The sequence below is a fragment of the Pseudomonas sp. Arb-4-2C genome (assembly GCF_055755015.1).
The window spans coordinates 3,551,436-3,567,472 of the sequence record NZ_CM146899.1 but is presented as its reverse complement, the minus strand read 5'-3'; the positions used below and the strand labels follow the sequence as shown (position 1 = coordinate 3,567,472).

At 62.8% G+C, this 16,037-nt stretch carries 14 protein-coding genes; 5 read left to right on the top strand and 9 right to left on the bottom strand.

Translation table 11 applies throughout. The features are described 5' to 3' along the window. Nucleotides 1–14 precede the first annotated feature (14 nt). A complete protein-coding gene (locus tag AC0J41_RS15895) occupies nucleotides 15–1,853 on the top strand; it encodes an amidohydrolase (RefSeq protein ID WP_473012994.1) in 1,839 nt (612 codons plus the stop codon). Between the two features lie 68 nt (nucleotides 1,854–1,921). Continuing rightward, nucleotides 1,922–2,545 carry an isochorismate family cysteine hydrolase YcaC gene (gene ycaC / locus AC0J41_RS15890; RefSeq protein ID WP_025111237.1) on the top strand — a complete coding sequence of 208 codons (624 nt, stop codon included), beginning with the start codon at nucleotides 1,922–1,924 and terminating at the stop codon, nucleotides 2,543–2,545. Nucleotides 2,546–2,609: 64 nt separating this feature from the next. Here the strand turns inward: ycaC and AC0J41_RS15885 are convergent, their stop codons facing one another. Both AC0J41_RS15885 and AC0J41_RS15880 read right to left on the bottom strand, forming a co-directional pair. Next, on the bottom strand, nucleotides 2,610–4,037 hold the full coding sequence (locus tag AC0J41_RS15885; protein WP_473012993.1) for a mechanosensitive ion channel family protein: 1,428 nt from the start codon (nucleotides 4,035–4,037) through the stop codon (nucleotides 2,610–2,612). A gap of 183 nt (nucleotides 4,038–4,220) precedes the next feature. Beyond that, complete coding sequence (locus AC0J41_RS15880) at nucleotides 4,221–5,237, bottom strand: alpha/beta hydrolase (protein WP_473012992.1); 1,017 nt, start codon at nucleotides 5,235–5,237, stop codon at nucleotides 4,221–4,223. 130 nt (nucleotides 5,238–5,367) lie between these two features. Between AC0J41_RS15880 and AC0J41_RS15875 the strand changes: the two genes are divergently transcribed. The 3 genes from AC0J41_RS15875 to AC0J41_RS15865 all read left to right on the top strand — a co-directional run bounded on the left by AC0J41_RS15875 (nucleotide 5,368) and on the right by AC0J41_RS15865 (nucleotide 8,185). Further along, on the top strand, nucleotides 5,368–6,255 hold the full coding sequence (locus tag AC0J41_RS15875) for a LysR family transcriptional regulator (protein WP_473012991.1): 888 nt from the start codon (nucleotides 5,368–5,370) through the stop codon (nucleotides 6,253–6,255). 52 nt (nucleotides 6,256–6,307) lie between these two features. Beyond that, on the top strand, nucleotides 6,308–7,030 hold the full coding sequence (locus AC0J41_RS15870; protein ID WP_473012990.1) for a hypothetical protein: 723 nt from the start codon (nucleotides 6,308–6,310) through the stop codon (nucleotides 7,028–7,030). Between the two features lie 348 nt (nucleotides 7,031–7,378). Beyond that, complete coding sequence (locus AC0J41_RS15865) at nucleotides 7,379–8,185, top strand: class I SAM-dependent methyltransferase (RefSeq protein WP_473012989.1); 807 nt, start codon at nucleotides 7,379–7,381, stop codon at nucleotides 8,183–8,185. A 135-nt stretch (nucleotides 8,186–8,320) separates the two neighbouring features. Here AC0J41_RS15865 and AC0J41_RS15860 read toward each other — a convergent pair whose 3' ends face one another. The 7 genes from AC0J41_RS15860 to AC0J41_RS15830 all read right to left on the bottom strand — a co-directional run bounded on the left by AC0J41_RS15860 (nucleotide 8,321) and on the right by AC0J41_RS15830 (nucleotide 16,030). Further along, on the bottom strand, nucleotides 8,321–9,013 hold the full coding sequence (locus AC0J41_RS15860) for a GNAT family N-acetyltransferase (protein WP_473012988.1): 693 nt from the start codon (nucleotides 9,011–9,013) through the stop codon (nucleotides 8,321–8,323). Between the two features lie 55 nt (nucleotides 9,014–9,068). Further along, entirely contained in the window at nucleotides 9,069–9,860 is a 792-nt protein-coding gene (locus tag AC0J41_RS15855; protein WP_473012987.1) for a ChbG/HpnK family deacetylase, read from the bottom strand. Further along, nucleotides 9,832–11,016 (bottom strand): GNAT family N-acetyltransferase, encoded by a 1,185-nt coding sequence (locus AC0J41_RS15850; RefSeq protein ID WP_473012986.1) that lies wholly within the window; start codon nucleotides 11,014–11,016, stop codon nucleotides 9,832–9,834. Before AC0J41_RS15850 ends, AC0J41_RS15855 begins: the two co-directional genes overlap by 29 nt. A 4-nt stretch (nucleotides 11,017–11,020) precedes the next feature. Beyond that, nucleotides 11,021–11,710, bottom strand: a complete 690-nt coding sequence (locus tag AC0J41_RS15845) for a GNAT family N-acetyltransferase (protein WP_473012985.1) — start codon at nucleotides 11,708–11,710, stop codon at nucleotides 11,021–11,023. Between the two features lie 101 nt (nucleotides 11,711–11,811). Continuing rightward, nucleotides 11,812–13,731, bottom strand: coding sequence for a hypothetical protein (locus AC0J41_RS15840; protein ID WP_473012984.1), 1,920 nt, complete (start codon nucleotides 13,729–13,731; stop codon nucleotides 11,812–11,814). Continuing rightward, on the bottom strand, nucleotides 13,728–15,032 hold the full coding sequence (locus AC0J41_RS15835) for a lipopolysaccharide biosynthesis protein (RefSeq protein ID WP_473012983.1): 1,305 nt from the start codon (nucleotides 15,030–15,032) through the stop codon (nucleotides 13,728–13,730). Before AC0J41_RS15835 ends, AC0J41_RS15840 begins: the two co-directional genes overlap by 4 nt. Next, nucleotides 15,029–16,030, bottom strand: coding sequence for a polysaccharide deacetylase family protein (locus tag AC0J41_RS15830; RefSeq protein ID WP_473012982.1), 1,002 nt, complete (start codon nucleotides 16,028–16,030; stop codon nucleotides 15,029–15,031). Before AC0J41_RS15830 ends, AC0J41_RS15835 begins: the two co-directional genes overlap by 4 nt. Between the last annotated feature and the right edge of the window lie 7 nt (nucleotides 16,031–16,037).

The window sequence follows — 16,037 nt, the reverse complement described above, 5'->3', positions numbered from 1 at the left end:
CGGAAGGAACTGCGATGAACGCCGATCTGATTCTGTTCAATGGTCAATTTCATACCGTCGACCGCAGCAAACCGCTGGCCAGTGCCGTGGCGATCAAGGACGGGCGCTTTGTCGTCGTCGGTAACGACACCCAGGCCATGGCCCTGCGCGGTTCGGCCACGCAAGTGATCGACCTGCACGGCCGCTGCGTGATCCCCGGCCTCAATGACTCGCACTTGCACCTGATCCGTGGCGGCCTGAACTACAACCTCGAGCTGCGCTGGGAAGGCGTGCCGTCGCTGGCCGATGCGCTGCGCATGCTCAAGGAACAGGCCGACCGCACGCCAACCCCGCAGTGGGTGCGCGTGGTCGGTGGCTGGAACGAATTCCAGTTCGCCGAAAAACGCATGCCGACCCTCGAAGAACTCAACCAGGCCGCGCCGGATACGCCGGTGTTCGTCCTGCACCTGTATGACCGCGCGCTGCTCAACCGTGCCGCACTGCGGGTTGCCGGTTACACCCGCGACACACCAAACCCGCCGGGTGGCGAGATCGTCCGGGATACCAATGGCAACCCGACCGGGATGCTGGTGGCGCGGCCGAACGCGATGATTCTGTATTCGACACTGGCCAAGGGGCCGAAACTGCCGCTGGAATATCAGGTCAACTCGACCCGTCAGTTCATGCGTGAACTCAATCGCCTCGGCCTGACCAGTGCGATCGATGCCGGCGGTGGTTTCCAGAACTATCCGGACGACTATCAAGTGATCGAGCAACTGGCCAAGGACGACCAGTTGACCGTGCGCATCGCCTACAACCTGTTCACCCAGAAACCGAAAGAAGAACTCAGCGATTTCCAGAACTGGACCGGCAGCGTCACCCTGCACCAGGGCGACGATTACCTGCGGCACAACGGCGCCGGCGAGATGCTGGTGTTCTCCGCCGCCGACTTCGAAGACTTCCTCGAACCGCGCCCGGACCTGCCGCAGACCATGGAACAGGAGCTGGAGCCGGTGGTGCGCCACTTGGTCGAGCAGCGCTGGCCGTTCCGTTTGCACGCCACGTACAACGAGTCGATCAGCCGCATGCTCGACGTGTTCGAGAAGGTCAACCGTGACATTCCGTTCAACGGTCTGCCGTGGTTCTTCGACCACGCCGAAACCATCACCCCGCAGAACATCGAGCGGGTGAGGGCGCTGGGCGGTGGTATCGCGATTCAGGACCGCATGGCGTTCCAGGGTGAGTACTTTGTCGATCGTTACGGCAAGCAGGCCGCTGAGGCCACGCCGCCGATCAAACGCATGCTCGCCGAAGGTGTGCCAGTGGGCGCCGGCACCGACGCCACGCGGGTTTCCAGCTATAACCCGTGGACGTCGATGTACTGGATGGTCAGCGGCCGTACCGTCGGTGGCCTGGCGTTGTACGAAGAAGGTCTGCCGCGCACCACCGCGCTGGAACTGTTCACTCACGGCAGTGCGTGGTTCTCCTCCGAGCAGGGCAAGAAGGGCCAGATCAAGGTCGGGCAACTGGCGGATCTGGCGGCGCTGAGCGCGGATTTCTTCCACGTCGAGGAAGAAGCGATCAAGTGGATCGAGTCGGTGCTGACCGTGGTCGGCGGCAAGATCGTCTACGCCGCCGGCGATTTCGAAGACCTCGGCCCACGCTCGATTCCAGTGCTGCCGGACTGGTCGCCGGTGGTCAAGGTCCCGGGCCACTGGCGGCCGAATTCGCCGTTGCAGGCGCAGGTGCACCAGTGTGTCGGGGCCTGCGCGGTGCACTCGCACAGCCACGAAAAAGCGCGCCTGTCGAACGCACCGGTCAGCGACTTTGCCGGGTTCTGGGGCGCCTTCGGCTGTTCCTGTTTCGCCTTCTGACGAATACAAAAAAAGCGCCGGCCAACTGGTACGGCGCTTCCTGCAACATCCATCCCAAGGAGTTTCCCATGAGCGTTCCCTACAAGCGTCTGAACAAAGATGATGCGGTCGTGTTGCTGGTCGATCACCAGACCGGTCTGATCTCGCTGGTGCAGGATTTCACGCCCAACGAATTCAAGAACAACGTGCTGGCGCTGGGCGACATCGCCAAGTTCTTCAAACTGCCGACCATCCTCACCACCAGCTTCGACGCCGGTCCCAACGGCCCGATCGTGCCTGAGCTGCGTGAGCAGTTTCCGGATGCGCCGTTCATTCAGCGCCCAGGCCAGATCAATGCCTGGGACAACGAAGACTTCGTCAAGGCGATCAAGGCCACCGGCCGCAAGCAACTGATCATCGCCGGTGTGGTGACGGACGTCTGCGTGGCGTTCCCGACCCTGTCGGCCATCGCCGAAGGCTATGACGTGTTCGTGGTCACCGACTCGTCCGGCACCTTCAACACCACCGTGCAACAAGCCGCGTGGGCGCGGATGTCGGCCGCCGGTGCACAACTGTTGAACTGGTTCTCGGTGGCGTGCGAGCTGCAGGGCGACTGGCGCAACGACATGGAAGGCCTGGCGCACCTGCTGTCGGAACGCCTGCCGAACTATCGCAACCTGATCAACAGCTACACCAAGTTCACTGCCAAGTAAGAAAATCAAAAGATCGCAGCCTGCGGCAGCTCCCTGGAGACCGCATGGCTGCGATTTTTTGCTGTCAGCGCTTCTGCAGCCAACCGAGAAACCCACCCTTGCGCATTGGCGCCGGTTTCGCCATCAACGCGAGGCGGCTGTTCTGCTGCCGCACGGCCTGCAGTTTGTTCAGCGCCTGGCCGACTGCGCTGCGTTGCTCCATGCATTGGCGGGTCAGGGCTTTATCGAGGCGATAGATGATGCTCGACGTCAACGCCGTGAACGTGGCCTGCGACGGCGTGTCGGCGAGGATGCTCTGTTCGCCCATGACCTCGCTCGGCCCCATGCGCCCGGCTTCGGTCTGGCCATTGCCATCGGGCACGGTCGCGCTGACCACGCCAGTGGCGATCACAAACAGACTCTCGGGAACCTCATCCAGACCCAGCACCACCTGACCGGCGGCGTACTGTTGCGCGACCATCGATTCAGCAAGGCGATCGCGTTCCTCATGACTCAACGAGCGGAAGACTTTCACTTCATCGAGCAGCGCCCGGGCGCGGGTCGAAGGCTCGATCACGCCATCGGGGTGTCGGGAAATACCCGCGGCTTCGAGATGACGGTGGGCGAGGTCGAACAGTTGATTACGCACCTCGGCTTTCTTGCCCAGTTCACTGATGAAGCCGCTGGCGACGTACTCCGACGTCTCTTCACCGGCCTCTTTCAACACGGCTTTGGGCGGCGGGTTCAACAGCAGGCTGCTGCTGCCTTGCAGTGTGCGGTCGAGGGCGTCGAGCACCCGCCGTGGGCGGATATGATTCGGCACCTTGATGCTGATCGAGACGCCGTGCAGGTTGGTCGGACGACTGAGATTGACGATCTTCGCCTTGGCCGCCACCGAGTTCGGCACCACGGCCAGAGTGCCGGTGCTGGTCAGCAGGTGCGTGGCGCGCCAGTCGATGTCGAGTACCTTGCCCTCGACGCCGTCGATCACTACGAAATCGTCCACCTGATACGGCTTGGTGGTGTTGAGCACGATTCCGGAGAACACGTCGCTCAGGGTGCTTTGCAGTGCCAGGCCGACGACGATCGCCACCACCCCGGAAGTCGCCAGCAAACCCTTGACCGGCAGCTCCAGCACATAACCGGCGGCCGCGACGATCGCTGCCAGAAACACCAGCGCGCCAATCACGTCCTGCAACAGCCGACCGCTGTGGCCGATACGCCGCATCAGTGCCAGGCCGATCACTTCAGTCAATACGCGCGCGGCGTACAGCCACCAGACAATCCCCAGCGCGGTCGCGCCAAGTTGCGCGACGCGGTCATCGGCAAACACCGGCGCCACCAACGGGCTGATGCCGGCATTGATGATCAGTGCACTGAAACCAAGAAACAGCACCAGCCGCATGCCGACTCTCGGTGCGCGATGTTTGAACGGCGCGAGGTGCCAGAGCAGGGCATCGAGCAGGAGCAAGGCGGCGCTCCAGGACAGTGGATGGGTAAGGAGGAAAGACATGGCATGCTCCGGCAAGACGTGGATGGGCGGTCTGGCAAGGCAAAAGCGTGGCGAAGGCGCTTGCCCCCGTTGGGTTTTGAAACAACCCCAAAATGCCTTCGCGACTGCTGTGCAGTCGAACGGGGGCAAGCGCCCTCGCCACAGTTGAATGGATTCGCCACACAAGGTTGTGTGGCGAAGGCATCAGTTCAGATGTGTCTTCAGCTCAGCCGCCGCCTGCCGCACAGCCGCTTTGACTTCCGGAATCTGACTCAGCGGATTGAGCAAGCCAAAGTCATGAATCATCCCGTTGTACCGCACCGAGGTCACCGGCACACCCGCCGAATCCAGATGCCGCGCATAGCCTTCACCTTCATCACGCAGCACGTCGAACTCGGCGGTCTGCACCAGCGTCGCGGGCAAGCCCTTGAGCTGTTCGCTGCTGGCGTTGAGCGGCGAGGCGTGGATCTGCGCACGCTCCGCAGCGTTGGTGGTGTAGCTGTCCCAGAACCACTGCATCATGCCTTTGGTGAGGAAATGCCCTTCGGCAAACTGCTGGTACGAGCCGTCGTCGAACTGTGCGTTGGTCACGGGCCACATCAGCAGCTGGAAGCGCAGGGCCGGGGTTTTCTGTTCCTTGGCCATCAGCGCCACGACCGCCGCCATGTTGCCGCCGACGCTGTTGCCGGCCACCGCCAGACGCTTGCCATCGACGCCAATGTCCTTGCCATGTTCAGCCACCCATTGGGTCGCGGCGTAAGCCTGATTGACCGCCGTCGGGTACTGCGCTTCCGGCGATGGCGTGTAATCCACGTACACCGCGACCGCTCCAGAACCCACCACCAGATCGCGAATCAAGCGCTGGTGCGTCGGGTAATCGCCCAACACCCAACCGCCACCGTGGAAGAACATGAACACCGGCAACTCGCCTTTGACCTTGGCCGGACGCACCACTTTGAGGTTGATCACCTGGCCATCGACGGTGATCGCCTTGTCGCTGACTTCAACCCCGGACAGGTCGACTTTTACCGACGCTTGCGCACAGGTCAGCACCGCGCGGGCATCCTTCGGGCTCAGCTGTTCCAGCGGTTTGCCACCGCCGGCGGCGAGGGCTTCGAGGAACGCCTGGGTGTGGTGTTCGACACCCGGGCTGCCGGCGGCAAAAGCGTTGCCGATGGACAGGGCGAGGAGGGACGCAGTCAGGGTCTTGGTGAGGTTCATGCTCAATTCCTTTTTTCGAGAGTTTGTTGTGTGGTGGCGGGCTGTTTTCAAACCGTGAGCACAGATTAATGAGCTGTCGAAAAGTGAAAAAGCGGCTATAAAGCGTTTGACTGTCTACCAGAGAGTGACAATGAACCCGTTCGAAGACATGCGTATTTTTTGTCAGGTCATGGACTCCGGCAGCTTTACTGCGGCGGCTGATCAGTTGGGCCTGTCCAAGCAGTTCGTCAGCCGCCGTTTGATGCAGCTTGAAGAGCGTCTCGGTGTACGGCTGTTGAACCGCTCCACGCGGCGTCTCGACGTCACGCCACTGGGCCAGAGTTATTACGAATCGGCATTGCGCCTGCTGGGCGAAGTCGAGCAGGTCGAACAAGGCATCGCCGGCCAGACCGCCGAGCCACGCGGGACCATTCGCGTCAGTGCGCCGCTGTCGTTTGCCGTGGCGCATCTGGGCTGTCTGTTGCCACTGTTCCTGCAGCGCTATCGCGAGGTCACGGTGGAGGTGGATTTGAGCGACCGCCCGGTGGACCTGCTCGGCGAAGGCTACGACCTGGCGTTGCGTATCGGTGTGCTGGAGGACTCGACGCTGATTGCCCGGCGCATCGCATCCATCGAGCGGGTGTACTGCGCGAGCCCAGCGTACCTGGCCGAACGCGGCACACCGCTCAAACCCGAAGACCTGCACAGCCACGACTGCCTGCCTTACGGACACGGTCGTTCGGTGCAGTGGCGTTTCAACGCGGGGCAGGGCAAGCCGTTGCTGGTGAACGTCACCGGGCGCATGCGGGTGAACAACGGCGAGTTGCTGCGCGATGCGGCGGTGCAGGGGATGGGGATCACTTATCTGCCGACGTTCATCGTTGGCGCGGCGCTGAACGACGGGCTGCTGCTGCCGGTCCTTGATGACTACAGGCCTGAGCCGCTGACCCTGTCGGCGGTGTATCCGCAACATCGCCAGGCCTCGCGGCCGGTGCAGGCGCTTGTCGAATTCCTGCGCGAACGCCTGAATCAGATGTGACCACGCCAAAAATGTGGGAGCGAGCCTGCTCGCGAAAGCGGTGGTTCAGACGATGAAAATGTTGGCTGGACCGACGCCTTCGCGAGCAAGCCCGCTCCCACAAGATTTCAGCCAGAACGCAAGATTTGCCTACTCCACAAAACCTGTGGGAGCGGGCCTGCTCGCGAAAGCGGTGGTTCAGGCGATGAAGATGTTGGCTGTGCCGACGCCTTCGCGAGCAAGCCCGCTCCCACAAGAGTTCAGCCAGAACGCAAGATTTGCCTACTCCACAAAACCTGTGGGAGCGAGCCTGCTCGCGAACGCGGTGGTTCAGGCGATGAAGATGTTGGCTGTGCCGGCGCCTTCGCGAGCAAGCCCGCTCCCACAAGATTTCAGCCAGAACGCAAGATTTGCCTACTCCACAAAACCTGTGGGAGCGGGCCTGCTCGCGAAAGCGGTGGTTCAGGCGATGAAGATGTTGGCTGGACCGACGCCTTCGCGAGCAAGCCCGCTCCCACAAGAGTTCAGCCAGAACGCAAGATTTGCACACTCCACAAAACCTGTGGGAGCGAGCCTGCTCGCGAAAGCGGTGGTTCAGGCGATGAAGATGTTGGCTGTGCCGACGCCTTCGCGAGCAAGCCCGCTCCCACAAGAGTTCAGCCAGAACGCAAGATTTGCACACTCCACAAAACCTGTGGGAGCGAGCCTGCTCGCGAAAGCGGTGGTTCAGGCGATGAAGATGTTGGCTGTGCCGACGCCTTCGCGAGCAAGCCCGCTCCCACAAGATTTCAGCTAGACCGCAAGATTTGCATACTGCACAAAACCTGTGGGAGCGAGCCTGCTCGCGAAAACGGCGGCTCAGTCGATGAAGATGTTGGCTGTGCCGACCCCTTCGCGAGCAAGCCCGCTCCCACAAGAGTTCAGCTAGACCGCCAGATTTGCCTACTCCACAAAACCTGTGGGAGCGGGCTTGCTCGCGAAAGCGGTGGTTCAGTCGATGAAGATGTTGGCTGTGCCGACCCCTTCGCGAGCAAGCCCCCTCCCACAGGGGGCGTGCGACGGCTTACAAGTTCGTAACAACCCGCATTGTCAGGCTGATCTAGACTCGACACCGCTCAATCACGAGCAGTACCCGGAGTGCGTCATGGAAGTGCCCAACAATAAAACCGCCATCGACAGCAATCGACAGGCGTGGAACGACTCTGCTCGCCATCACCGTGAGTCGGTGGAATGGCAAGCGCTGTTGAACGACGTGTCACGGGCTGATTTTTCCTGCCTCGACGACACCTTGCGCGGCCTGCTGGAACAGGTCGGTGTGGACGGTAAAGCGGTGATTCAACTGGGTTGCAACAACGGCCGCGAAAGCCTGTCGCTGTTTGCTCTCGGCGCGCGAGCGGTGGTCGGGGTCGATCAGTCGAGTGCCTTCCTCGAACAGGCCCGCGAGTTGAATCAGCGCTCGCCGTACGACGCCGAATTTATCGAAGCCGATGTCCATCATCTGCCGGCCTCACTGCACCGCCGCTTTGACGTGGCGCTGATCACGATCGGCGTCCTCAACTGGATGCCCGATATCGGCGAGTTCTTCCGCCATGTCGCCTCGACCCTCAAGCCGGGCGGCAAACTGGTGATCTACGAAACCCATCCGTTTCTGGAAATGGTCGACCCCGACGGCGAAGACCCGTACCGCCTCGCCACTTCTTACTTCCGCGCCGAGCCGTTCGTGCAGCAAGCGCCGATCGTCTACGTCGGCAAGGTCGAGCAGCAGGCGGCCAAGTCCTACTGGTTCGTGCACACCCTCGGCGCGATCTTCAGCGGCGCCATCGCGGCCGGGCTGAACATCGCGCATTTCAAGGAATACCCGCATTCGAACCGGGAAGAGGTGTATGACCAGTACCTGAATCAGCCAGCGCAGATGCCGCTGTGCTTCACTCTGGTCGCGAGCAAGGCCTGAAGCTTTCCATCGCTCTAACCGGCCTCATCGCGAGCAGGCTCGCTCCCACAGGGATTTGTGTACGACACCGCTCCAATGTGGGAGCGAGCCTGCTCGCGATGGCGGCCGAATGGCCGTCATCGCTTTACGATTGATTCAAGCCTGCGCCGCTGCACTCACCCCCGGCCGCTCCGGTTTGCGCAGCGGTTCCAGCCGAGAGCCGTCATAGCGGCTTTCGCGGTAGAAGCGCCAGCGGCCGAACAGGCCGTAGACGTGGGTGATGCGCCCCTGTTCGTGGTAGCCCATGCGGATGTGCAGTTTCATTGCCGGGATGTTGCGGGTTTCGCAGGTGTCCACGACGGTGTGGCAGCCTTGGGCGGCCATGGCTTCCCAGAGGGCGACCTGCACGTCCACCGACAGACTGGTGCCGAAATACGGCCGGGCCATCTCGCCGCCGAACTCGAAGAATTCACCGGGTTTGACCGGGAACCAGCAGCCGTAATAGTGACGGTCGTGGTAGTCGCGAATACTGCCCCAGATGAACGCCACCGCATGACCATCGGCATCCAGGTACATGTGTCCGGTGTGGCCCTCGGCAGCGAGTTCGGCCATGGTTTCGACGCGGTCTCCGAAATGCTTGGCGAAGGCTGCGGTGTTCAACGGCGTGATATCGACTTTGCGCAAACCTTCGTACGGACGCAGTTTGTGCGGCGGCACCGGGGTCACCAGATCGCGCTCCATCCACAGCAGTTTCCAGTGGAAGAACACGTAGCGCTTCCACAGACTGGCGAAGAAATGGCGAAAGCCTTTTTGACGGATACGATCACGCAGTTTTCCGATGACGTTCATGTTGCCCTCCGTGGCCGAGGCCCGGTCTGGTGGATGTTGCTGTTGTGGGGATGAATCAATCGAGTGCCGCCGCACCCCGTAAAAAGTCCTTGTTCAGATCGGCATAGGACACCCGTGGCACACCCGTCAGCCGCTGCTCCAGCACGCGGCTCAGGGACTCTGCGGGGTTGAGGTAGGCATCACCGAAATCGCTCCCGAGCTGATTGGGGTGCGCGACGATTTCCAGCACGCCGTCGGTCGGCGCGGGGTCGTTGCGCAAGTCCACTGGCGTACAGACGTAGTCCGCCGTGGCACCGGCCAGACTCTGCAAGCGCCAGTTGAGCAAACCTTTGAACACGCGTTTGGGCAGGCCGAGGTTTTGCCCCAGGTTGCGCGCCAGGCGAATCGGCACGCCTTGGTGGGCGGCAAACCGCGCGACGATCTCGCCGATCGGCCAGATGTTGTGTACGTGCTGATGCGAGTCGATGTGGCTCGGGCGCACGCCATGCTCGACACAACGCTGCCACTGCGCCTGCAACTCTTCGCGCACCGCGTCACGATCTTCACGGTTCAGCCACAGGCTGTGGCGCGGCAGGCTGAGGTCGAACACGCCGTGGCCGTCGCAGAAGGTGCGACTGCGCAGGATCGACGCACTCAGCGGCCGGCCGTATGTCAGGTTGAAATGCAACCCGACCCGCCCCTGCAGCGACGCGTGCCGGGCCATGGCGCAGGCCGCTTCGAATGCGGGCATGTTGGCCATGGCCGTGGCACTGCTGATGACCCCGGCCTGAAACGCCGCGAAGATCACCGCGTTTTCATTCGGGCTGAGACCGAAGTCGTCAGCGTTGACTATGACTTGGCGAGGCATGATCGCCCTCCGTGGTGATGACGACAGGTTCGGGCGCCACGGCGGGTTTGGCCGCCCGCCGCGCCCGCCATTGCTGCACCGTCGGTTTCAGGCGATGCCAGAGGCGCAACCCCAGCCCCAGCAGCAGACCGCTGGGGCGCCAGGAATAGAAGCTCCAGCGCCAGTGGTCGATTTGTCCGGTCAGGCGTTCGTGCAGTTGGTGGCTGGAGTTTTCCAGGCTGACCCGCGAGGCATCGATCCAGCGCCAGTGCTCGTCCAGCCCCCAGCGAATCCATTCCTCCAGCAGCACCCGGCCGCTGCCCAGATCGGCGTATGGCGGCAGGAACGCGAGGTTGTAATCGTACAATCGGCCTTGTTCGAGCAGGCCGAGGCGATAGCTGATGCAACGCCCGTTGAGTTCCAGCGTTACCACGCGCACCAGGCCTTGGGCGGCGAGGGCGGTGAAGGCATTTTCGATGCATTGCCGGCTGCGCTCGCTGGCAAAAATTCCCACGCCTTCGTCACCTTTCCAGCTCACCGCTTCGACTTCGCCGAGTATCTTCAGCAGCGGTGGCATGCTCAACGCGTCGGGGGTGATCCGCCGCACCTCGGCGCCACACGCGGCAATCCGTTTGCGCGCGCGGCGCAGCTTGTAGCGCGGGTCACCGGAGACTTCCTGCTGATCGGCCTCGCTGATCAGGTGCACCGGCACTCGGCAACTCAAACGTCGCTCGCCGGTGGAGCTGGCAGCCATCCATTGAGTGAGCGCGCTTTCTTCCCCCGACGGCTCGGACAATTCATTGAGTTGAAGAAGCGCGTGGGGCAGCCGTTGGCGGATCAGCCGCAAGGCCTTGCGCATGTCGTTGCCATCGAGCAGCGACAGCAGCGCCAGGCGGTCGGCCAGTGGATAGCCCAGATGATGCAGGACCCGCAACGGCACCCCGGCAAAGCGCTCATGACCCGCCACCAGCGGCAGGCACAGGCGCAATTCATCCGCTTCCCAACCCAGCAGAATGTGCAACCGTTCTCCCTCGCCGAGGGTCAACTGCGCCGCACGCAACCAGCCGAGGTTGTTGAATGGCGTGTGGTCCGTCACCCGCAAGCGCAGCGCTTCATACGCTGCTGCCGGGAAGTCGGCGGCGCACAGCGAGGTGCGCCATTCGAATCGCGCCGTCATGGGCTCAGGCCGCCGTTGCTTGGATAGGTGGACGGGATGGTTTGCGCAATGCATCGAGGCGCGAGCCGCTGTAACGGCTTTCGCGGTAGAAATGCCAGCGACCGAACAGGGTATAGACGTTCATGATCCGCCCTTGCTCGGTGTAACCCATGCGCAGGTGCAGTTTGAGCGCCGGGACGTTGTGGAACTCGCAGACGTCCACGACCTTGTCGCAGCCCTGTTGCGCCATGGCTTTCCACAGCTCCAGTTGCAGGTCCACCGAGAGTTCGGTGCCCCAGTAGGCGCGGGTCAGTTCGCCGCCGAATTCGAAGAACTCGCCGGTTTTTACCGGGAACATGCAGCCGTAGTAGTGCCGGTCGAAATAGTCCCGCGCGCTGCCCCAGATGAACGCCACGGCATCGCCCTGATCGTCCAGGTGCATGTGCCCGGTGTGCCCTTCGTTGGCCAGCTCGGCCATAGTCGCGACGCGGTCGCCGAAGTAGCGGGAGAATGCGCTGGCGTTGTCGGCGCTGATCTTCACCACCCGCAGCGGCGCATAGGGTTTGAGGCTGTGCGGCGGCACCGGGCTGACCAGGTCGCGCTCCATCCACAGCAGTTCCTGATGGAAAAACACGTAGTGCTTCCACGCTTTGCCAAGGGTGGCGCGCAGGCCTTTTTGTTTGATGTGCTGGCTGAGTTTGCTGACGATACCCATGTTCTGTACTCCGGCGTTCCGGCAGACAAACTCTGTGGCAAGCCCCTTTGCCACAGAATCGGTGTTTGCCTGACGTTGCTCATGACTGATCGGGATTGGGTTCATGACGCGCTCCAGCTCAGCGCAAACAGGGTTTCCCCTGGCAAGTCGAAACTGACGCGTCCGTCGTGGCAGGCAAATGGCGCGTCGCGGCTGCGGTTATCCGCACCGAAATAACGCAACGCACCGTTGTTCAGCGGGCACTTGGCGCCGCTCAGGTCGACACGCTGCAACCGCGTGCCTTTGTTCACGCCGAGCAGGCCACGCTGGTCGTCACCGGCCATCGCCAGTACATCGACTTCAAACGCATCGTTTTCCAGCCACAACACCTGATGCAGCCAGTGCTGCGCGATGAACTGCTGGGCCAGACCGACCGGTTTCAGCGCGAAGTGGTCGTCGCCCGACACCCGTATCATGCCCTTGGGGTACTGCGGCTCGTCGGCGGCCAGAAACCAGTTGAGCATGCTCAGCAAACCGTCCTGCGAGGCGTTGATCACCACCGAGGCCCACCATAGCGAGGCGTAGTGGGTTTCCTGATCGTAGGGGCTGAGGCTGGAGCCGCTGGACAGATTGGTCTGGTCCAGCAGCAAGGCCTTGCGCGGCTGGCCGTGGGCGTCGAGACCAACCAGTTCGGCGGCGCGGCGCACGCTGTCGCGGTAGACGCGGGTGGCGAGCAGGTCGCGGATCATCCATTCGTGCCACGCCAGCGCGTCAATCTGATCGGCCGATTCGCTCAGCAGGCGCCGCGCCCAGTCGATGCCGCGCTTGTCTGCCGCGTTGTCGGCGAACGGCCCGTTGACCAGCCGCGAACTGGCCGGCATGGCGATGCGCACGCCGGCCCTGGCGTTTGCCGGATCGCTGCGCACTTGCCGGGCCATGCTGGCGAAAATCGCCCGGTATTGCTCGAAGCTCGAATAGTTGAGGTTCGGCTCGTCGGCGAAGCCAATGTAGTGGGTGCCTTTACCGCCCAATGCCCGGGTAGCGGCAAGCCAGGCATCGAGGCCGTTGTTGCTTTGCACGTCGGCGCGCAAGTCGGCCTGGCGCTGACTGCCGGCGAGCAGGGTGATGTCCTGTCGGATGCCGAAGCGATCCTGATAAACCTTGCGGAACGCGTCTTCGAAATGCGGGTTCTTCGCCGTGACATCGACAAAGCTGTAGTAACTGGCCGCCGTCGGTTTCAGTGCATCCAGCGCGGCATGGCTGGCGGAGGGCGGCAGCACGTAGGGCAGGGCGATGCCCAGGTCCGGCGTGCGCCCGAGCACTTTGTCGTGCAGGGTCAAACGGGTCTGCCCGGCGTCCTCGCGCAGGGGTTGCAGTTGCTGCGGGTTCTGCGCGAACCGGTTGGCCGTGCCGTCGAGCCAGAACGCCGCTTTGCCGCTGCCTTGCAGGCGCAGGCGCCAGACCTGTTCGCGTTCGCTGACCGGCAACGCCACTTGGTCGAACTGCCAATAGGCGCGATAGGGTTTGAGTGTCAGCGTCAGGGGTTGGTCATCGCCAACCCGCTGCGCCTGCAGGGCGTTGACCCCGCCGTGAAACTTGCCGGCCAACACCGCATGTTCCCCCGGCGCGACCTTGAAATACAACTCGTCGCCCTGCTGTGTCTGGGCGCTGAAATGCACCTTGGCCGGCTCGAACAGCGCCACGGTGTGGTCATCGTGTTCGACGCGGTAATTGCGGAAGCTGTAGCCGGGGATTTCCAGGCGATAACTGGCGGCACCCGGCAGCAGCGGCCAGCGTTGCGTGCCACGGGTTTCGCTGGCCTTGATCACGCGCTCGCCCTGCAATTTGCCCTGGCCATCGAGCAGGTACAGGTGCTCTTCGTTGGCGTCGGCCTGCCACGCGGGCGTCCAGCGCACGGTCACGGTGTCCGGGCGATCGGTTTGCAGGTACAGGCTGCCGTCGCGGATCTCGCCCCAGCGCATCGACGCGGCAAAGGCGTCCAGCGACAGGCCGAGACCGAGCATCAGGAGCAGGCGTTTCATGCGGCCTTTCGTTGCAACATCTGCCACATTGGCGCGACATCGCTGGGCAGGATGATCAGGGTTTGCCAGAACGCCACACCGCTCAAACGGCAGTACAACACCAGCATCGCAACCGTCACCGCCAGATAGGCAATCGACGAAGCCGCTGCCGCGCCGACGATGCCGTAGGCCGGAATCAATACCAGGTTCAGCGCCAGATTGAGCAGGGCACCCAGGCCCATCAACAGCGACACCGTGCCGGGACGGTTTTTCCCCAGCAGATCCAGACGCAGGATGCTTGCATAGCACAGCCCGAGCAGCCCCGGCAGCAACGCGAGCAGCGCCGGATACGCCGGTTGGTAGGCGATGCCGAACAGGGTGACGATCAGCCAGTTGCCGATCAACGCCATGCACAGGCACGCGCCGAGCATCACCGTGGCCGTCAGGCGCAGCGCCAGCGGGGTGACCTTGTCCATGCCTTCATCCTGTTGCAGCAGGCGTTTCATCAGCGGCGTGGTCACCGCTTCCGGAACGATCAGCAGCAGTTCGGCGGCGGCGCTGGCCATCGCGTAATGACCGAGCGCGGTGCTGCCGAGCAGGGCGCCGATGAACAGGTAATCCGAACGCAGAATCACTTGCTGGAACAGCAGGTCCGGATGGCTGCGGGCACTGTAGCGCAGCAGTTCGTTCTGGCTGGCGCGGTCCCATTGCAGGCGCAGTGGTTGTGCGCGTTTGAGCCAGACCCAACCGGCCAGCACCACCAGGCTGATCCCGGTCAGCCAACTGATCAGTGCCGCTTCCAGTGCGGCGCTTTTCCACATCCAGAACAGCGCAAGAAACAGCAACAGCGGTGCCAGCGATTCGGTCAGGCGCAAGGCGTTGAAGGCGACCACGCCGCCGGACGCATTGTGCAGGGTCAGCAGGCCGCTTTTCAGTACAGTCAGCGGCACCGCCAGCAGCAACAGCCAGGCCAGCAGCCCGAGTTGCACGGTCACATCCAGCTCGCTACCGAATTCGCGCACCAGCGCCACCACCAGCAAGGTCAGCAGCGCGGCGAGCAGACACCCGAACACCAGCACCTGACTCAGCAGCAGGCCCATCGGCCGTTGTTTGGCCGCCTGATAGCCGACGGCTGAATTCAGCCCGCCGCTGGTCGCGGCGCTGATCAAGTCCGGCAGGGTGCTGAGCAGCGCGAACAGCCCGCGTTCGCTGGGGCCGAGGATCCGAGCCAGCAGCACGTTGCGCAGCAAACGCAGGGCGATCATCGCCAGTTTGGTGCCCATGCTCAGCGCCAAATGCTTGAGGTAGTGGCTGCGGCTCATGGCCGGTTTCCACGAAAGATGCGCCACGACAGCAGCTCCGGATTGCGCGCGGTGCGCTGGCTGACGCCGAAACGCGGCAGGTTCAACGGATCGCCTTCGCCGCGATAGATACCGGTGGCGGTACCCAGGGCGAACGGGTAGTCGTGTTCGGCTATCTGCTTGCGTACCCGTTCGTCGTTGTTACCGTTGGGGTAGCAGTAGACCGGCAGCGGCCGATTGCAGCCGTTGTTCAAGGCATCACGGCTGCGGCTGATTTCCTCGTTCAGACGCACGTCGTCCAGCCCGGTGAGGATCGCGTGACTGGCGCCGTGCGGGCCGAAACGCACCAACCCCGAGGCTTCCAGCGCCCGCACCTGATGCCAGTCCAGTGCTTGCGGCTGCGCTTCGGGCGGGCATTCGTCGGTCAGCCGTTCGAGCATCGCCGGCTCCAGATCTTTGAGGCTTTGCAGGTAATGCAGCAGCGACAGGCTGCGCCGGTCGACATCAATGTCGTCCAGCAGTACCGGCAGCGGGTGGTGGATCACGTGCAGGCACTCGATCAAGTGCATGCGCGCTTTCTCGCCATGGCTGCCCCACAAGGTTTCGCCAAGACTTTCCCACCAGAAACGCTGGCGGCTGCCGATGAAATCGGTGGAGAGGAAAATGCTCGCCGGCACCTGGTGTTTTTGCAGCAACGGGAAGGCGTTGACCGCGTTGTCGCGCCAGCCGTCGTCGAAGGTCAGCGCTACCCGTGGGCGTTCGCTGCGCAGTGAGGTGGGTGCAAGGATGTCCATCAGCGGCACGCAGTCGAAATGCCGACGCAGCCACACCAGCAAGTGCTCGAAGGCTTTTGGCCCGACGCACAGTTCATTGCGGTGCGGCAGGTCGGCGGCGCGGTCATTGGCCAGCACCCGGTGCAACATCAGGATCACCCCGGCACCGTGCAACTGATTTCGTCCCACGGGGGAGTTGAGGTAAAGCCAGCCACTGGTGCGTTTTATTAGTTGTTTGATCGCCATGGCTTGA